A 15,702-nucleotide genomic window follows, 5' to 3' on the forward strand; every position below is an offset into this window, starting at 1 on the left:
CGTGCATGGCTGCTTTCTGATGATTGCTATCGGGTTTTCCGAAGGCATACAGCGTCTTTTCCTCGTTCAAGGCTTGATTAATTGTCGGCATGACCGCAGTAATTCCTTTCCGAAACGGATTTTTCCCCTGTTTACCGAGGCCAGATTCATGAGCGTTATCGATCTTCGCAGCGACACCGTCACCCAACCAACCGCAGGGATGCTCGACGCGATGGCCAATGCCGCCACCGGTGACGACGTTTATGGCGAAGATCCGACGGTCAATCGTCTGGAAGCCGAGCTGGCAACACGACTGGGTTTTGCCGCGGCGTTGTTTGTTCCAACGGGCACCATGAGCAACCTGCTGGGCTTGATGGCCCACTGCGAGCGCGGTGACGAGTACATTGTCGGTCAGCAGGCCCACACCTATAAGTACGAAGGTGGTGGCGCGGCGGTACTCGGTTCGATCCAGCCGCAGCCGCTGGAAGTGCAAGCCGATGGCTCGCTGGACCTGACGCAAGTCGCCGCCGCGATCAAGCCGGACGACTTCCACTTCGCCCGCACCCGTTTGCTGGCGCTGGAAAACACCATGCAGGGCAAGGTGCTGCCGCTGGAGTATCTGGCCCAGGCTCGCCGCTTCACGCGTGAGCATGGCCTGGCGCTGCATCTGGATGGCGCGCGGCTCTATAACGCGGCGGTCAAGCTGGGTGTCGATGCCCGGGAGATCACTCAGCATTTCGATTCGGTGTCGGTCTGTTTGTCCAAAGGCCTGGGTGCGCCGGTCGGTTCGGTGCTGTGCGGCTCGGTCGAGTTGATCGCCAAGGCTCGGCGTTTGCGCAAGATGGTCGGCGGCGGCATGCGCCAGGCCGGGATTCTTGCGGCGGCGGGGCTGTATGCGCTGGATAATAATGTTCAGCGCCTGGCCGACGACCATGCCAACGCACAATGGCTGGCTGAAGGCCTGCGAGCGGCGGGGTATGAGGTCGAGCCGGTGCAGACCAACATGGTTTACGTGAAAATGGGCGACAAGGCCGAAGCGATCAAGGCCTTCGCCGCGACACGCGGGGTCAAGCTCAGCGCTGCCGCTCGTCTGCGAATGGTCACGCACATGGACGTCAGTCGTGCGCAAATCGAGCAGGTCGTCGCTACATTCGTCGAGTTTTCCCGCATCTGATCGCGTTAGCGGTCCAATTGACCGTTTCTATCGTATAAACACGCTGTACCCCGCGCGCAGGGCCGATATAATGCGGCCCTTTGCCGTCGCTTCGTCTGTTGACGTTTCGCACAGGCCTTTGGCCGCAGCCTCCGTGGAAGAACCTAATGAAAAGCGCAGAAATCCGTGAAGCCTTCCTTCGCTTCTTCGAAGAGCAAGGCCACACCCGTGTAGCCTCCAGCTCTTTGATTCCGGGCAACGACCCAACCCTGCTGTTCACTAACGCGGGGATGAACCAGTTCAAGGACTGCTTCCTGGGCCAGGAAAAGCGCGCGTACACCCGCGCCGTCAGCAGCCAGAAATGCGTGCGTGCCGGCGGCAAGCACAACGACCTGGAAAACGTCGGTTATACCGCCCGTCACCACACCTTCTTCGAAATGCTGGGTAACTTCAGCTTCGGTGATTATTTCAAGCGTGACGCCATTACCTTTGCCTGGACGTTCCTGACCTCCGACAAATGGCTGAACCTGCCGAAAGAAAAGCTCTGGGTGACCGTCTACGCCAGCGATGACGAGGCCTACGACATCTGGACCAAAGAAGTCGGTGTACCGGCCGAGCGCATGGTTCGCATCGGCGACAACAAGGGCGCGCCGTACGCGTCCGACAACTTCTGGACCATGGGCGATACCGGCCCGTGCGGTCCTTGCACCGAGATCTTCTACGATCACGGCGCCGACATCTGGGGTGGCCCACCGGGCTCGCCGGAAGAAGACGGCGACCGTTACATCGAAATCTGGAACAACGTTTTCATGCAGTTCAACCGCACCGCCGATGGCGTGTTGCACCCGTTGCCAGCCCCGTCGGTGGACACCGGCATGGGTCTTGAGCGGATCAGTGCCGTGCTGCAGCACGTTCACTCGAACTATGAAATCGACCTGTTCCAGAGCCTGCTGAGCGCATCGGCCAAGGCCATCGGTTGCACCAATGACAATCAGGCTTCCCTGAAAGTCGTGGCTGACCACATCCGTTCCTGCGGCTTCCTGATTGCCGACGGCGTGCTGCCGTCCAACGAAGGTCGCGGTTATGTACTGCGCCGGATCATTCGTCGCGCTTGCCGTCACGGCAACAAACTGGGCGCCAAGGGCAGCTTCTTCTACCAGATCGTTGCGGCCCTGGTCGCCGAGATGGGCGAAGCATTCCCTGAGCTGAAATCCCAGCAGGCGCACATCGAGCGCGTGCTGAAGGCCGAAGAAGAACAATTCGCCAAGACTCTGGAGCAGGGCCTGAAGATCCTCGAGCAGGATCTGGCCGAACTCAAAGGCGACGTGGTGCCGGGCGACGTGGTGTTCAAGCTTTACGACACCTACGGTTTCCCGATGGACCTGACCGGCGACATCGCCCGTGAGCGCAGCCTGACCATCGACGAAGCAGGCTTCGAGCGCGAAATGGAAGCCCAGCGCGTGCGTGCCCGCTCCGCCAGCTCCTTCGGCATGGACTACAACAGCCTGGTCAAGGTTGATGTGGCCACCGAGTTCACCGGTTACACCGCTCACAGCGGTTCTGCCAAAATCGTTGCTCTCTATAAAGAAGGGCAATCGGTTGACGTACTGAGCGAAGGCGAAGAGGGCGTGGTCGTTCTCGACCAGACGCCGTTCTATGCCGAGTCCGGTGGTCAGATTGGTGATTGCGGCTTCCTTCAGGCTGGCGCTGCGCGTTTCGACGTGCGCGACACCACCAAGACCGGCGGTGCGTTCCTGCACCACGGTGTGCTGGATTCGGGCAGCCTGATCGTAGGTGCTCCGGTGGAGACTCATGTCGATGCCGAAGTGCGCCATGCGACGTCGCTGAACCACTCGGCAACTCACTTGTTGCACGCCGCATTGCGTCAGGTGCTGGGCGAGCACGTTCAGCAGAAAGGCTCGTTGGTCGACAGTCAGCGTCTACGCTTTGACTTCAGCCACTTCGAAGCGATCAAGCCTGAGCAGTTGAAGGCGCTGGAAGACATCGTCAACGCCGAGATTCGCAAGAACTCCGAAGTTGAAACCGAAGAAACCGACATCGAAACCGCCAAGCAGAAAGGCGCCATGGCGCTGTTCGGCGAGAAGTACGGCGACAGCGTACGTGTGCTGAGCATGGGCGATTTCTCCGTTGAGCTGTGCGGCGGTATTCACGCCACCCGTACTGGCGACATCGGTCTGCTGAAAATCATCAGCGAAGGCGGTGTGGCTTCGGGTGTGCGTCGTATCGAGGCAGTCACCGGTGCCGCGGCACTGGCCTACTTGAATGCTGCAGAAGAACAACTCAAGGAAGCGGCCAACCTGGTCAAGGGCAGCCGCGATAACCTGATCGACAAGCTGTCGGCTGTGCTGGAGCGCAACCGTCTGCTGGAGAAGCAACTCGAGCAGTTGCAGGCCAAGGCGGCCAGCGCGGCGGGCGACGATCTGTCGGCTTCTGCCCTGGACGTCAAAGGCGTGAAAGTGCTGGCCGTGCGTCTGGACGGTCAGGATGGCAAGGCGCTGCTGGCGCTGGTCGATCAACTGAAAAACAAACTCGGCCGCGCAGTGATCCTGCTCGGCAGTGTCCATGAGGAAAAGGTCGTTCTGGTTGCAGGCGTGACCAAAGACCTGACTGGCCAACTCAAAGCCGGTGATTTGATGAAGCAGGCTGCTGCGGCAGTGGGCGGGAAGGGCGGTGGTCGTCCAGACATGGCGCAGGGCGGTGGTACTGACGCTGGCGCACTGGATGCCGCATTGGCCCTGACTGTTCCATTTGTAGAGCAGGGTTTATAAGGCAGTGTGCCTGGCCCGCGGTCTAGTGGCGGGCCAGAACGCTGTTTGAGTGATTATTGGGCGCCCTTCATGGGCAGAGGCGGCTTTGAAATGGCTTTGATCGTACAGAAATTTGGAGGCACCTCAGTCGGCACTGTCGAGAGAATCGAGCAGGTCGCCGACAAGGTTAAGAAATTCCGCGATGCGGGCGATGACCTGGTGGTTGTGCTGTCTGCAATGAGCGGCGAAACCAACCGTCTGATCGATCTGGCCAAGCAAATCAGTGGCGACGGCCAACCGGTTCCGCGTGAACTGGATGTGATCGTTTCCACCGGTGAGCAGGTGACGATTGCACTGTTGGCCATGGCGCTGATCAAGCGTGGCGTGCCAGCGGTGTCGTACACCGGCAACCAGGTACGGATTCTGACGGATAGCGCGCACAATAAAGCGCGTATCTTGCAGATTGATGACCAGAAGATTCGCGGTGACCTGAAGGCCGGTCGTGTGGTGGTTGTCGCCGGTTTCCAGGGCGTCGACGAGCACGGCAATATCACCACGCTCGGTCGTGGTGGTTCCGACACCACTGGCGTGGCACTGGCGGCAGCCCTGAAGGCTGACGAATGCCAGATCTACACCGACGTCGACGGCGTCTACACCACCGACCCGCGTGTGGTGTCCGTGGCTCAGCGTCTGGACAAGATCACCTTCGAAGAGATGCTGGAAATGGCCAGCCTCGGTTCCAAGGTGTTGCAGATCCGTGCGGTCGAGTTCGCCGGCAAGTACAACGTTCCGCTGCGCGTACTGCACAGCTTCAAGGAGGGTCCGGGCACCCTCATTACTATTGATGAAGAGGAAACCATGGAACAGCCGATCATTTCCGGCATCGCTTTCAACCGCGATGAAGCCAAGCTGACCATCCGTGGCGTGCCAGACACCCCGGGCGTGGCGTTCAAGATTCTCGGCCCGATCAGTGCCGCGAACATCGAAGTCGACATGATCGTGCAGAACGTTGCGCACGATAACACCACCGACTTCACCTTCACCGTACACCGCAACGACTACCAGGCGGCGCAATCGGTGCTGGAAAACACCGCTCGCGAGATCGGTGCCCGTGAAGTCGTTGGCGACACCAAGATTGCCAAGGTCTCGATCGTTGGCGTCGGCATGCGCTCCCACGCAGGCGTGGCCAGCCGCATGTTCGAATCCCTGGCGAAAGAAAGCATCAACATCCAGATGATCTCGACTTCGGAAATCAAGGTGTCCGTGGTGATCGAAGAGAAGTACCTGGAACTGGCTGTGCGCGCCCTGCACACAGCTTTTGAACTGGACGCGCCGGCCCGACAGGGCGAGTAATGCGTTTCCCCCGAAGGGCGCGGTCTGACCGCGCCCTTCGCTTTTTTGAATGGTGCGTACCAAAACTGTTCTTTTGCTCGCGCTAGTCAATACTCAGGCATGTAGGGCTGCGACCTTTTCGGTTGTAGGTCGAATGCCTTTTTTTTGCAGACTGTTGTCCCTGAAATGAAATGCGTGAGGAGAAAGGTATGCTGATTCTGACTCGTCGGTGCGCAGAAAGCCTGATTATTGGTGATGGCGAAATCACCGTGACCGTGCTCGGCGTTAAAGGAAATCAAGTGCGTATTGGTGTCAACGCCCCGAAAGAGGTGGCTGTGCACCGTGAGGAAATTTACCTGCGTATCAAGAAAGAGAAGGACGAAGAACCAAGCCATTAATTTTTATCGTTTTTTATGTTTGCAAACGGGGATAAAGCTGGTTAATATACGCCCCGTGTTGCGGAGAGCTGGCCGAGTGGCCGAAGGCGCTCCCCTGCTAAGGGAGTACACCTCAAAAGGGTGTCGGGGGTTCGAATCCCCCGTTCTCCGCCATTATTTGTTTAGTACGTTGTAATCTGGCTTCTTCGGTAAGTTGTTGAAATTACTAGAAAAAGTGCTTTACAAAAAGATTTGACGGCCTATAATGCGCGGCAACAAATGCACTCGTAGCTCAGCTGGATAGAGTACTCGGCTACGAACCGAGCGGTCACAGGTTCGAATCCTGTCGAGTGCACCATTTAAGAGTTGTTTGCAGTAATGTGAGTAACTTGGCTTCAACCAGTTGTGATCTGGTATAAAAACACAAATGCACTCGTAGCTCAGCTGGATAGAGTACTCGGCTACGAACCGAGCGGTCACAGGTTCGAATCCTGTCGAGTGCACCAAACACCAAAAAGCCCGCGTTTAACGCGGGCTTTTTGCCGTCTGCGATTTGGCTTTTCCTTTGGTACAACCTTTCTCATCGAACTCGATGTGAGCACTGTGCCCTCGCTTGTTGTCGTAGCGGTAGCTCATGGCTGAATTGCGAGTGCTGATTTTGTCTGGCTTGCCGAGAGCGCTTTCGACGTCCTGCTGACTCATGCCGGCAACCACTCTCTGATTGATGATCGCGATGCGGCGTTCCTTTGCGCTGAGCTGATTTCCACATTTGTCCTCGGACTGACCAACGACCGTCGGCTCTCTCCTTGGTTTTTTCATACTTGATGTTTCGCGAACCTCGGCTTCTGGTATCAGGGCTGTCGTGCTGCCAGGCAAAAACGTGCGTACTTCCTGAAGCGAAAGGCTTTCTCCGGTCGTACAGCTCAAGGTCGTGAAGGTGATGCGTCCGTCAGGGGCTTCACACCGGTGGATGGTCGTAGCAAACGCCCAGGACGGCAGGCAGAGCAGGGCGGCAAGTAAAAGATAATCAGCATTCCATGGCATTCGACGTCCTCCTTGACGGTCCTTATCAAGAGTAGCCGCTGCATTTTTCGACTAGGGTGTGTTTTCTTTTCAGGATGAGTCGTCGCAGTTCCATGGATCAGGACAGCGCTCAGGTTTGTCTCGCAAGCGCTTGTTTCAGCCGCGATTTTTTCACGTTTAAAACCGTCAGGCGGTGTTATCATTGCGCCCGTCAGCCCCGCCGGGGCTTGTGGAATACCTCCATGGACTTACCCAGTAGTTACTCAGTACCCCGTTTTTACAATCATGAATTGACTGATTGATCCTTCCGGCGTGCCCCGCTGCTGGGAGTGGAGTTCGCCTATGTCTGAAGTTGAAGTAAAGAAAACGCAGGAAAGCTTGCAGGACCGCCTTGCTCAAGTCGTTGAGCTGCTGCAGCGCCAGCGGGTGGTCGAAGACCTGACTCATCGCCAGGAAGGTCCGCATCACGACCGGGTCGAGAACCTGGTTCACCGGCAAAACCTCGTCGAGTTGCAACGCAAGCTCGATGATCTGCACTCCGCCGACGTTGCCTACATCCTTGAAGCCTTGCCACTGGACGATCGTCTGACCGTCTGGCAATTGGTCAAGGCCGACCGCGACGGCGACATTCTGCTCGAAGTATCCGATTCGGTTCGTGAAACCCTGATCGCCGACATGGACGATCACGAGCTCTTGGCAGCGGCCAAGGACATGGATGCCGACGAACTTGCTGACCTGGCCTCCGAGCTGCCGCGAGACGTCGTCCACGAGCTGATGGAAACCCTCGATGCTCAACAGCGTGAGCGCGTCCGCTCCGCGTTGTCCTATGACGAGGAGCAGGTCGGTGCGCTGATGGACTTCGAGATGGTGACCATCCGTGAGGATGTCAGCCTTGAAGTGGTGTTGCGTTACCTGCGTCGTCTCAAAGAATTGCCAAGCCATACCGACAAACTGTTCGTGGTCGATTACGACGGCGTGCTCAAGGGCGTGTTGCCGATCAAGCGCCTTTTGGTCAACGACCCGGATAAACAGGTCTCGGAAGTAATGGCCAGCGATCCGGTGAGTTTTCATCCGGACGAAGACGCCTACGAGGCCGCTCAGGCGTTCGAGCGTTACGACTTGATCTCGGCCCCGGTGGTCGACAAGAACGGCAAGCTGATCGGTCGTCTGACCATCGATGAAATGGTCGACCTGATTCGTGAAGAGAGCGAAAACGAAGTTCTCAACATGGCGGGTCTGCGCGAAGAAGAAGATATTTTTGCGTCAGTCTGGAAGTCCCTGCGCAACCGTTGGGCCTGGCTGGCGATAAACCTGATCACCGCGTTCGTTGCATCACGGGTGATCGGCCTGTTCGAGGGCTCTATCGAGAAGCTGGTAGCGCTCGCGGCATTGATGCCGATCGTGGCGGGTATCGGCGGCAACTCGGGTAACCAGACGATCACCATGATCGTTCGGGCCATGGCGCTGGATCAGGTCAGTACCGGTAATACGTCGCGCCTGATGCGCAAGGAGTTGGCGGTTGCCTTGATCAATGGCCTGGTCTGGGGTGGGGTGATTGGTGTGGTGTCCTACCTGCTTTATGGCAGTTGGTCCCTGGGCGTGGTGATGACCGCCGCCATGACGCTTAACCTGTTGCTTGCGGCATTGATGGGTGTGTTGATTCCGATGACCCTGGCGCGGCTTGGGCGCGACCCGGCAATGGGGGCCAGTGTGATGATCACTGCCATGACCGACAGTGGTGGCTTTTTCATCTTCCTCGGGCTGGCGACGATTTTTCTGCTCTGACGTTCTGCCTCAAAAGAACCCGCCCAATCGGCGGGTTTTTTTTGGGGCCGAATTTCAGGCAAAAAAAAGCCAGCAATTACGCTGGCTTGAACTTTCGGGATGAATCAGGAAGCGTCTGCAGCCATTTCGGCGTCATGGGCGATCAGCGAAACCAGAGCGTTTTGCTGGCGGTGGGAGAGTTGGCGGAAGCGTTGCAGCAGTTCGCGTTCGTGCAATGACAGCTCGGGGCTGTCCAGGCGCATGCTCAATTCTTCGCCCAACGCGCCTTCCTGAATAAGACTCTGCTCAAGGCGCGCGATGATCTCGGAATTCATGCTGCGATGATGATTGCGAGCCACCTCGGCAATGCGTTCACGCATTCCGTCTGGCAGACGTACGACGAACTTGTCAGCCGTACGGCTGGAATAAATTGCCTGTTTCAATGGGCGCATATATTTAACCGGTTAGTTCAGGGGAGCGGTTCTCGGGATAGGCCGCAGGATGTCAGATAGGACAAGCACTCCGGCCAAATGTTCAACCTGAATTGATAGAGGCGCGCATCATGCCTCAAATTAGCCAGATCATTGGCGTCAATTCTGTGACAAATATTGATCTGGGTAAAGGCTTAATGCCAGCACCTATTATCAGAAATGCGGACTGGTTTGAAAACATTCCATGAGTCCGTATCGCTGACCGCGTCCTCTTGCCCGACAGGTGATGCCCGAAGACGCCTGAAGGTGCATGCTATGCGGATTCGATCCTTGTTCCTTACCTTAACAGGATAGTGGCAAATGGCCGATTTACTAGGGCAGACGGACGGTATGGGATGATTTCAGGATGGATGGCAGGCTGATTTATTTAATGGGGCCTTCGGGATCCGGCAAGGACAGCCTCATCGAAGCCGCTCGCGGGCCATTGCGGGTACGCAATTGTGAAGTCGTGCGGCGGGTTATTACGCGCTCGGCTGAGTCCGTCGGCGAAGACGCCATTGAGGTGTCCCGCGAAGAGTTCGAGCGACGCAGAAACAAAGGGGATTTCGCGCTTTCGTGGCAGGCCAATGGGCTGGATTACGGTATTCCTGTGCGTATAGACCAGTGGCTCAAGGACGGGCGCGATGTGCTGATCAATGCTTCGCGCGGCCACCTGACAGAAGCGCAACAGCGCTATCCCACGTTGTTGCCGGTGCTGTTGACGGTCAAGGATGACGTTCTGCGAGAGCGCCTGCTACGGCGGGGGCGTGAAAGCCCGGCAGAAATTGAAGCGAGACTGCGCCGCAATGCGCTGTTCACGGCTGACGATACAATCGGTGATACGCAGATCCGTCGACTCGATAACTCCGGCGACCTTACGGTCACCGTTGCCGGTCTTCTGGAGTTGCTGAGCGTCAGCGCAGAACCGGATCGAACTTGATCTTGCGCCCGGCGATCAGCGCCAGCACGAACAGCGCACTGAACACGCCGCAGGCAATCAGGGGCAGGGTGACGATCGTGTCCTGGACTAATGACAGATGAAAGATGCCACTCAGTAGAGCGAGGATGAGAAACCCTGCGGCTGATTTGGACATGCTGTGCTCCCGATGGGGTGGTTCAAAATACCAAGCGTTCAAAAGACTGCGTGCGCGGTTGAAGACTCTCCTGGCTCACCTCTTGGCTGACAAAACTGCGTTGATCGCTCGTGACTGCCCATTGAGGCGCTTTTTGCAGCTGCAGGTAATGGGGCGTGCGTTGGGCAACCATCGCAGCGTCGTTTTCGGGAAAGAACTGAAAACCCAACAGAACCGCCAGGGCGACTGCATTCGCGACTAAAAGAGCGCTGTTCATGGGGCTGATCTCCTTCGTTCTTTGAGAACAGTCGAAGCAGCCCGCATGCCAAAAGTTTAACGGCTATTAAATTCTTTAAAAACAACGATTTAAGATATTTTCACCAAGGGCCGGCATTGCATTTTGCAATGATGGCATTTTGCGGTGATGCAATTTGCACGGTAAACAAAGCCACGCTACCGCAGGGCGTCTGCCTACACTTAAAAAGCCCTACGGACGACATGACAAAAGCGGGCCTGCCCGTTAACATGCACGCCGTCCATCGCCGCGCATTCCTTGCGCGCGACTTGTGTCTCAGTAGCTCAATTGGATAGAGCATCCCCCTCCTAAGGGGAAGGTTGGCAGTTCGAACCTGCCCTGGGACACCATATATTTGAAAGCCCCACGCAGAGTGATCTGGTGGGGCTTTTTTGTGGCTATCCATCGGTGGATAACTGACTAAAAATTCTCAGCCCCACCTTCGGCCTTGCCAATCGATGTGCTCACTTGCGTGATATGTCGACGTCCGTTGACCGAATAACTGCGTTCCTGGTCTTCAGATCCCGGTTTGCGCAACGTCAGTAGTGCAAACAGTCCGTCCTTGTCGCTGTAGCTCCCGTACCAATTGATCAGTCTTGCGATGAAGCACTCATTAGCGATGACCACCGGCATATCGGCGACGGGTTCGATCGCGTAGTAACTCGCCCCGAAGCTGTAATAGTCATCACTGTCTTGTACTGAAAGGGGGATGGGGCAGATCGGGGCTTTCTGGCGGCCAGTCTCCAGGGCTTCATTTGCATTCACTTTGATCAAGGCCTTCGCAAGTGCCTTTTGCAGGGCGGGCTCCAGTTCGAAAGTGGTGGTGCCGTCCTCCAGATGTTGTGTATGGGGCACTGTCAGTTGATAGCCGTAGCGAACGGTCAGTGTAGGTACTTTGTTATTGATCTTCAGGGGATTGAGAAGAAAGACCTGGTCAACGCCGTAGCTACCGTTTCGGTAGGCTAAGTAGATTTTTCCGCGAGCCTTGATCCAGTTCACGGATTGGTTGGCGCCGCGTTCATTGGTATAGAAAAGTGGGCCGGATTCATGGGCAGGCCCCGATGTCCTGCTGATGAACCGACCTTCACTGCGACGGTAGGTTTGCGTGTAACTGAACATCCCGGTGCCGCCGGAATAGGTTTCAACGATGAGGTCACGCTGTCCGTCGCCATCCATATCCATCAGCGTGTATGAGGTCTGCCCGGATTCAGCGGCGTCGCCGATGTCGGACGCTTTCAGTGCCCTCCACTCGTCCTCCGTGACATCTCGGGGAATTGCCTTGGGAAAGAGCGATTGCTCATCTTCACCCGAGTCGCCAGGGAATGACGTTGTGCTGCTGTCGAACGCCATGGAGTCGAGTGCTCGCTCCAGTGCAAATTCCGGATTGTCCTTGCTCAGGTCCTGGATGCGTTGTTGCAAATCCTCCATCACCTGTTTATCAACATCGTCGGGTTGATAGGCAACGACGTCGACCCATTGCACGTGCAATGCCAGCAAGCGTTCGCGATAGTGTTGGTCCAGGCAGGCGACGTCTTCGACGCATTCATTGCGCACTTTCAACCACTGGCGCTGGGATCTCTTCAGTTCAACCTGCGCCGGCGAAGCGGCGTTCATCAGCGTTCGATAGACCGACCCCATTTGCGTATCCAGCTCATACAGTCCTTTGTTCGCGCAAATTGTATTTTCGACAGCGTTTGCCGCTTTTGTGCAGTCCATTCCGGTCGCCAGTGCGTGCTGGAAAAACAGCAGTGCGCAGGCAGATACGATGTAGCGTCCTTTGATGTACACGATGAAATCCTTTTCCAGGGTAGTGCACATTAAACTACGCAACCCAGAGGTTCATCTAACGCGTTGCATTCTCCGGTGAATCAAATGGTCAGGGGCAGTGTGAGCGAAGGAGTTGAGTAGCCGGATAATGGTTCGACCTTCCCTGGTCTCCAGCATTATCAACTGCTCAACTCCCGCCCACGATCACGCCGTCAGTGTATGGTCCGTATCCCCGAACCAGGTGCGCACCAGATCTGGCCCAGGCGTACCCGTGTGGTCAAGCACCGCCACGTCGACGAAGTTCTTGCCATTACTTGCGCCATCGGTATCCACCTTCACGGTGATGTCGGTGCCGGTCTGCACCACTTGGACAAAGTCCGACACCTGGCTGGTGCCGCTGACAAAGTTCGCCTTGAGCAGTGCGGAGAGGTCGATTTTGTCCCCTTCGGCGTAGTTGTAGTCGAGGATATGGTCGCCGCCTTCATTCACGTTGAAGTAGGCAAACACGTCGGCGCCCGCGCCACCGCTGAGCGTGTCTGCGCCTTCACGGCCTACGATGATGTCGTTGCCGTCGCCGCCACTGATCGTGTCTGCGAGCATGGTGCCCACCAGCGTGCCGCTGGATTCTCCGTGGTAACTGACTTGAGTGCCGGCCGCGCCGCCGTCGGTGACCTGGAAGTCTTCCGCCGAGTAATGCCCCAGCAGGTTCACCTCGGCCCGATGCACGCCGTCGTCCACTGTCAGCAGGCCGCCGGCGCCAGAGGCGCTGGCGTTATAGCTGAGCTGGGTGTTGGCGCCGAAAGCGAGATTGCCGAACGTCAGCATGTCATCGCTCTCAAGGCCGAGGATGCCGGACAGCGAGCCCGCCGTTTCGGCCTGGGCGATCACCAGCGTGCCCGCGCCTTCGCCGTGGAAGGCGACGGACCCGTGTGCAGCACCGGAGAAGGTCAGGGTCGCGTTACCGTCGATGGTCGCGCTGCCATCGCCGGTCACGTCGGCCAGCAGGCGCAGGTCGCCACCATTGGCCCACAGGTGGCCGGTGTTTTCGACCGTGCTGGCCACCGTCATGCCGCCTGGGCCCGTGGACTCCAGCACCCCGCTGTTGGTGATGGTGTGGGTGCCGGTGTCGAGCACCAGGCTGTTCAGCCCGCTGGCCATGATCAGCCCCGCATTGATCAGCACCATCTGTCCGGCACCCAACTGGCCGGCGCCGGAAATGCGGTTGTCGACGTTATTCAGTACGGTGTCGGCGCTGCCGCCGAAAATCACGTTTTGCGCGTTGTCGGATAGCAGCACCTGGCCGCCACCGGTCAAGGTCGCGCCACGGAACAGAACCTCAAGGCTGGTTGCGCTGCCGGCGGAGCCGAGCTCGATGGTGCCGCTGTTATGGATGCTGCCACCGAACGGCATGATCGCGCCGTCGGCAATGCTGAGGGTACCGGCGTTGTTGGTGAGCGGGTCCACATCGAACTGGAAGTTCGCTTCGCTCAAGTCCGCCGCATCGACACCTTTGAGAGTGACCGTCTGGCCAGTGCTGATGCTGACCAGTGCATTGCCGTTGGCGTCGTTAGTGATACTCAAGTCTGCAAAGCCGTTGACGCCCGTGAAGCCAATCAAGTCGATCTTGTCCGCTGCGGCATCGAAATTGTAGATCTGGTTGTTGCCGATCGGCTGGGCGAAGACGAAGGTGTCGGCACCAGACGAACCGGTCAGATTGTCATCGGCGGACACGGCGAAGATCGGCGCGCCTGGGGCATAGACTTCGACGTTGTTGAATACGTAGGCACTGGCGGTGCTGCCGTCGATGTTGCTCCAGCTCATGTTGACATCAAGCACCAACGCACCCACGAAGTCGCTTGGTGTTGTCACGGTCAATGCGCCGGGATCGTTGGTGTGCACGGTCCATGTGCCGTCGCCGTTGTCGGTTCCTGCATTGAACACCCACCCCGAGGGAACCCCGCTGATGGACACCGTTACGGGGCCGCTGATATCGGCCAATGGAGCGTTGAGGGCTAGATTGATCGGTTCGCCAGCCACACCTGCCGGAAGATTCGCGCTAGAGGTGAACGCAACACCCGTATTGCCAGCCAAGTCCGTGTAGGTGTTTGTAACGCTGGCTTTTACAGATCCATTGTTGGTTCTTGTGAAGTCCACTGTATAAGTAGTGCCGCTACCGGAGAAGTTGCTGAGGGTTCCGCGGCCTGCGGTGACACTGAAATCACTGATATCGAAGTTAATCACAGCTTCACTGAACGTGATGGTTATTGTGCCGCTGCCGGTGTTCCCTAGCGGTGTCCCTGACGCTGTGAGCGCGGTTATGGAAGTCACCGTCGGCGCTACGGTATCAACTGGCGTCTCAACGACGTTCTGCACGTTTACCGTAATGGTCTGCGTGTCGACTCCGCCATTGCCGTCGGCCACCTGAACGTCCACAACATAGGCATTGTCGCCGGCGGTTCCACCGACATCCTGGGGATTCTCGTAGTCGGGCGCCGAATTGAACGTCAGCACCCCGCTCGAACTGATCGAGAATTTGTTGAAGTCTGTCCCGGCTGTATTCAGGATCGAGTAGCTCAGCGTCTGCGCTGGTAGATCAGCGTCAGTCGCCACCACTGTCGTGACCGCCGTGGTGTTCTCCGCCACGCTGACCGACGCCGTCGCACCACCACCGTTGGAGGTGATAATCGGGCTATTGTCGTTGACGCCCGTCACGGTTACCGCAATCGCCTGGTCGTCAAACAGCGTGCCGTCTGACGCTCGCACAATCACGTCATAGACGTTGTTCGTTCCCGAATCAGTCGGTGCTTCAAAGTTGGGTGCAGAGATAAAGCTCAGCACGCCTGTGCCTGAAGCGATCGAGAATTTCGCGGCATCCGCTCCACCGACGATGCTGTAGCTCAGCGTTTGTGCCGGCAGGTCTGCATCGGTCGCCGCCACTGTCGTGACCGCCGTGGTGTTCTCCGCCACGCTGACCGAAGCCGTCGCACCACCACCGTTGGAGGTGATCACTGGGGAGTTGTCGTTGACGCCTGTCACGGTTACCGCAATCGCCTGGTCGTCGAACAGCGTGCCGTCCGATGCCCGCACAATCACGTCATAAACGTTGTTCGTTCCCGTATCAGTCGGCGCTTCAAAGTTGGGTGCAGAGATAAAGCTCAGCACGCCTGTGCCAGAAACGATCGAGAATTTCGCGGCATCCACTCCACCGACGATGCTGTAGCTCAGCGTTTGTGCCGGCAGATCAACATCGGTCGCCGTTACCGTCGTGATCGCCGTGGTGTTCTCCGCCACGCTGATCGAAGCCGTTGCACCAGCACCGTTGGAAGTGATCGTCGGTGAGTCGTTGCTGCCGGCGATATGCACGGTGACCGAAGTGAGGGTGCCATCGGCGCTGCTCACGGCGAAGGTGTCGGTGTAGGTGGTGCCGGCGGCGAACTCGTTGTGGGCTGAGCTGGCGACGTACGTCCAGGCACCGCCGGTGCCGATGGAGAACTGGCCATAGGTGCCGGCGGTGTTGGTTTGTGCGACGAAGGTTGCGGCACTGTCGACGTCGCTGATGGTCAGGGTGCCGGCGGTGGAAATGTCGACGGCGGCATTGGTCTCGGTGAGGTTGGCGATGCCGGTGGACAGCACCGCCGCATCGTTGGTGCCGAGGATGTGCACGGTGACCGAAGTAGCGGTGCCATCGGCACTGCTCACGG

At 57.7% G+C, this 15,702-nt stretch carries 12 protein-coding genes and 4 tRNA genes; 10 read left to right on the plus strand and 6 right to left on the minus strand.

Going from position 1 to position 15,702, the window contains the following annotated elements:
• Positions 1-148: 148 nt before the first annotated feature.
• The 7 genes from ltaE (at position 149) to AC1RL4_RS10260 (ending at position 6,115) form a co-directional block, all read left to right on the plus strand.
• Positions 149-1,153, plus strand: a complete 1,005-nt coding sequence (gene ltaE, locus AC1RL4_RS10230; protein ID WP_230174724.1) for a low-specificity L-threonine aldolase — start codon at positions 149-151, stop codon at positions 1,151-1,153.
• 146 nt (positions 1,154-1,299) lie between these two features.
• On the plus strand, positions 1,300-3,921 hold the full coding sequence (gene alaS, locus AC1RL4_RS10235) for an alanine--tRNA ligase (protein WP_018926383.1): 2,622 nt from the start codon (positions 1,300-1,302) through the stop codon (positions 3,919-3,921).
• Positions 3,922-4,011: 90 nt separating this feature from the next.
• Positions 4,012-5,253: an aspartate kinase gene (locus AC1RL4_RS10240; RefSeq protein ID WP_007934911.1), complete on the plus strand. Its 1,242-nt coding sequence runs from the start codon at positions 4,012-4,014 to the stop codon at positions 5,251-5,253.
• A 188-nt stretch (positions 5,254-5,441) separates the two neighbouring features.
• A complete protein-coding gene (gene csrA / locus AC1RL4_RS10245) occupies positions 5,442-5,630 on the plus strand; it encodes a carbon storage regulator CsrA (RefSeq protein ID WP_002554426.1) in 189 nt (62 codons plus the stop codon).
• Between the two features lie 62 nt (positions 5,631-5,692).
• Positions 5,693-5,783, plus strand: a tRNA-Ser gene (locus tag AC1RL4_RS10250).
• A 107-nt stretch (positions 5,784-5,890) separates the two neighbouring features.
• Positions 5,891-5,967, plus strand: a tRNA-Arg gene (locus AC1RL4_RS10255).
• Positions 5,968-6,038: 71 nt separating this feature from the next.
• Positions 6,039-6,115 (plus strand) — tRNA-Arg (locus AC1RL4_RS10260).
• Between the two features lie 19 nt (positions 6,116-6,134).
• On the opposite strand, the gene AC1RL4_RS10265 is transcribed toward AC1RL4_RS10260, so the two are convergent.
• Positions 6,135-6,653 carry a cell envelope protein SmpA gene (locus tag AC1RL4_RS10265; RefSeq protein WP_230174722.1) on the minus strand — a complete coding sequence of 173 codons (519 nt, stop codon included), beginning with the start codon at positions 6,651-6,653 and terminating at the stop codon, positions 6,135-6,137.
• A 321-nt stretch (positions 6,654-6,974) separates the two neighbouring features.
• On the opposite strand from AC1RL4_RS10265, the gene mgtE reads away from it, so the two are divergent.
• A complete protein-coding gene (gene mgtE, locus AC1RL4_RS10270; protein ID WP_007934913.1) occupies positions 6,975-8,417 on the plus strand; it encodes a magnesium transporter in 1,443 nt (480 codons plus the stop codon).
• A 104-nt stretch (positions 8,418-8,521) separates the two neighbouring features.
• Here mgtE and AC1RL4_RS10275 read toward each other — a convergent pair whose 3' ends face one another.
• Positions 8,522-8,848 carry an Arc family DNA-binding protein gene (locus AC1RL4_RS10275; RefSeq protein ID WP_003178899.1) on the minus strand — a complete coding sequence of 109 codons (327 nt, stop codon included), beginning with the start codon at positions 8,846-8,848 and terminating at the stop codon, positions 8,522-8,524.
• A 385-nt stretch (positions 8,849-9,233) separates the two neighbouring features.
• On the opposite strand from AC1RL4_RS10275, the gene phnN reads away from it, so the two are divergent.
• Positions 9,234-9,806, plus strand: a complete 573-nt coding sequence (phnN, locus tag AC1RL4_RS10280) for a phosphonate metabolism protein/1,5-bisphosphokinase (PRPP-forming) PhnN (protein ID WP_019582892.1) — start codon at positions 9,234-9,236, stop codon at positions 9,804-9,806.
• Here phnN and AC1RL4_RS10285 read toward each other — a convergent pair.
• Together AC1RL4_RS10285 and AC1RL4_RS10290 are read right to left on the minus strand one after the other, a co-directional pair.
• Positions 9,781-9,960 (minus strand): PA3371 family protein, encoded by a 180-nt coding sequence (locus AC1RL4_RS10285; protein WP_019582893.1) that lies wholly within the window; start codon positions 9,958-9,960, stop codon positions 9,781-9,783. The two genes, phnN and AC1RL4_RS10285, sit on opposite strands and share 26 nt — an antisense overlap.
• Before the next feature lie 22 nt (positions 9,961-9,982).
• Positions 9,983-10,216 carry a hypothetical protein gene (locus tag AC1RL4_RS10290; protein WP_007934920.1) on the minus strand — a complete coding sequence of 78 codons (234 nt, stop codon included), beginning with the start codon at positions 10,214-10,216 and terminating at the stop codon, positions 9,983-9,985.
• Between the two features lie 291 nt (positions 10,217-10,507).
• Here AC1RL4_RS10290 and AC1RL4_RS10295 point away from each other — a divergent pair.
• Positions 10,508-10,584 (plus strand) — tRNA-Arg (locus AC1RL4_RS10295).
• A gap of 70 nt (positions 10,585-10,654) precedes the next feature.
• Here the strand turns inward: AC1RL4_RS10295 and AC1RL4_RS10300 are convergent.
• Both AC1RL4_RS10300 and AC1RL4_RS10305 read right to left on the minus strand, forming a co-directional pair.
• Complete coding sequence (locus AC1RL4_RS10300; RefSeq protein WP_230174720.1) at positions 10,655-12,022, minus strand: lysozyme inhibitor LprI family protein; 1,368 nt, start codon at positions 12,020-12,022, stop codon at positions 10,655-10,657.
• Between the two features lie 183 nt (positions 12,023-12,205).
• Positions 12,206-15,702, minus strand: a 3,497-nt coding sequence (locus tag AC1RL4_RS10305; protein WP_493119594.1) for a beta strand repeat-containing protein, incomplete at its 5' end; no start/stop codon positions are given.

The sequence above is a fragment of the Pseudomonas sp. GW822-FHT07A10 genome (assembly GCF_058798795.1).

Coding starts and splice junctions, on each gene's coding strand:
- mgtE (WP_007934913.1), top strand. CDS start 6,975: ATGTCTGAAGTTGAAGTAAAGAAAACGCAGGAAAGCTTGCAGGACCGC.
- csrA (WP_002554426.1), top strand. CDS start 5,442: ATGCTGATTCTGACTCGTCGGTGCGCAGAAAGCCTGATTATTGGTGAT.
- AC1RL4_RS10265 (WP_230174722.1), bottom strand. CDS start 6,653: ATGCCATGGAATGCTGATTATCTTTTACTTGCCGCCCTGCTCTGCCTG.
- AC1RL4_RS10240 (WP_007934911.1), top strand. CDS start 4,012: ATGGCTTTGATCGTACAGAAATTTGGAGGCACCTCAGTCGGCACTGTC.
- phnN (WP_019582892.1), top strand. CDS start 9,234: ATGGATGGCAGGCTGATTTATTTAATGGGGCCTTCGGGATCCGGCAAG.
- AC1RL4_RS10290 (WP_007934920.1), bottom strand. CDS start 10,216: ATGAACAGCGCTCTTTTAGTCGCGAATGCAGTCGCCCTGGCGGTTCTG.
- alaS (WP_018926383.1), top strand. CDS start 1,300: ATGAAAAGCGCAGAAATCCGTGAAGCCTTCCTTCGCTTCTTCGAAGAG.
- AC1RL4_RS10275 (WP_003178899.1), bottom strand. CDS start 8,848: ATGCGCCCATTGAAACAGGCAATTTATTCCAGCCGTACGGCTGACAAG.
- ltaE (WP_230174724.1), top strand. CDS start 149: ATGAGCGTTATCGATCTTCGCAGCGACACCGTCACCCAACCAACCGCA.
- AC1RL4_RS10285 (WP_019582893.1), bottom strand. CDS start 9,960: ATGTCCAAATCAGCCGCAGGGTTTCTCATCCTCGCTCTACTGAGTGGC.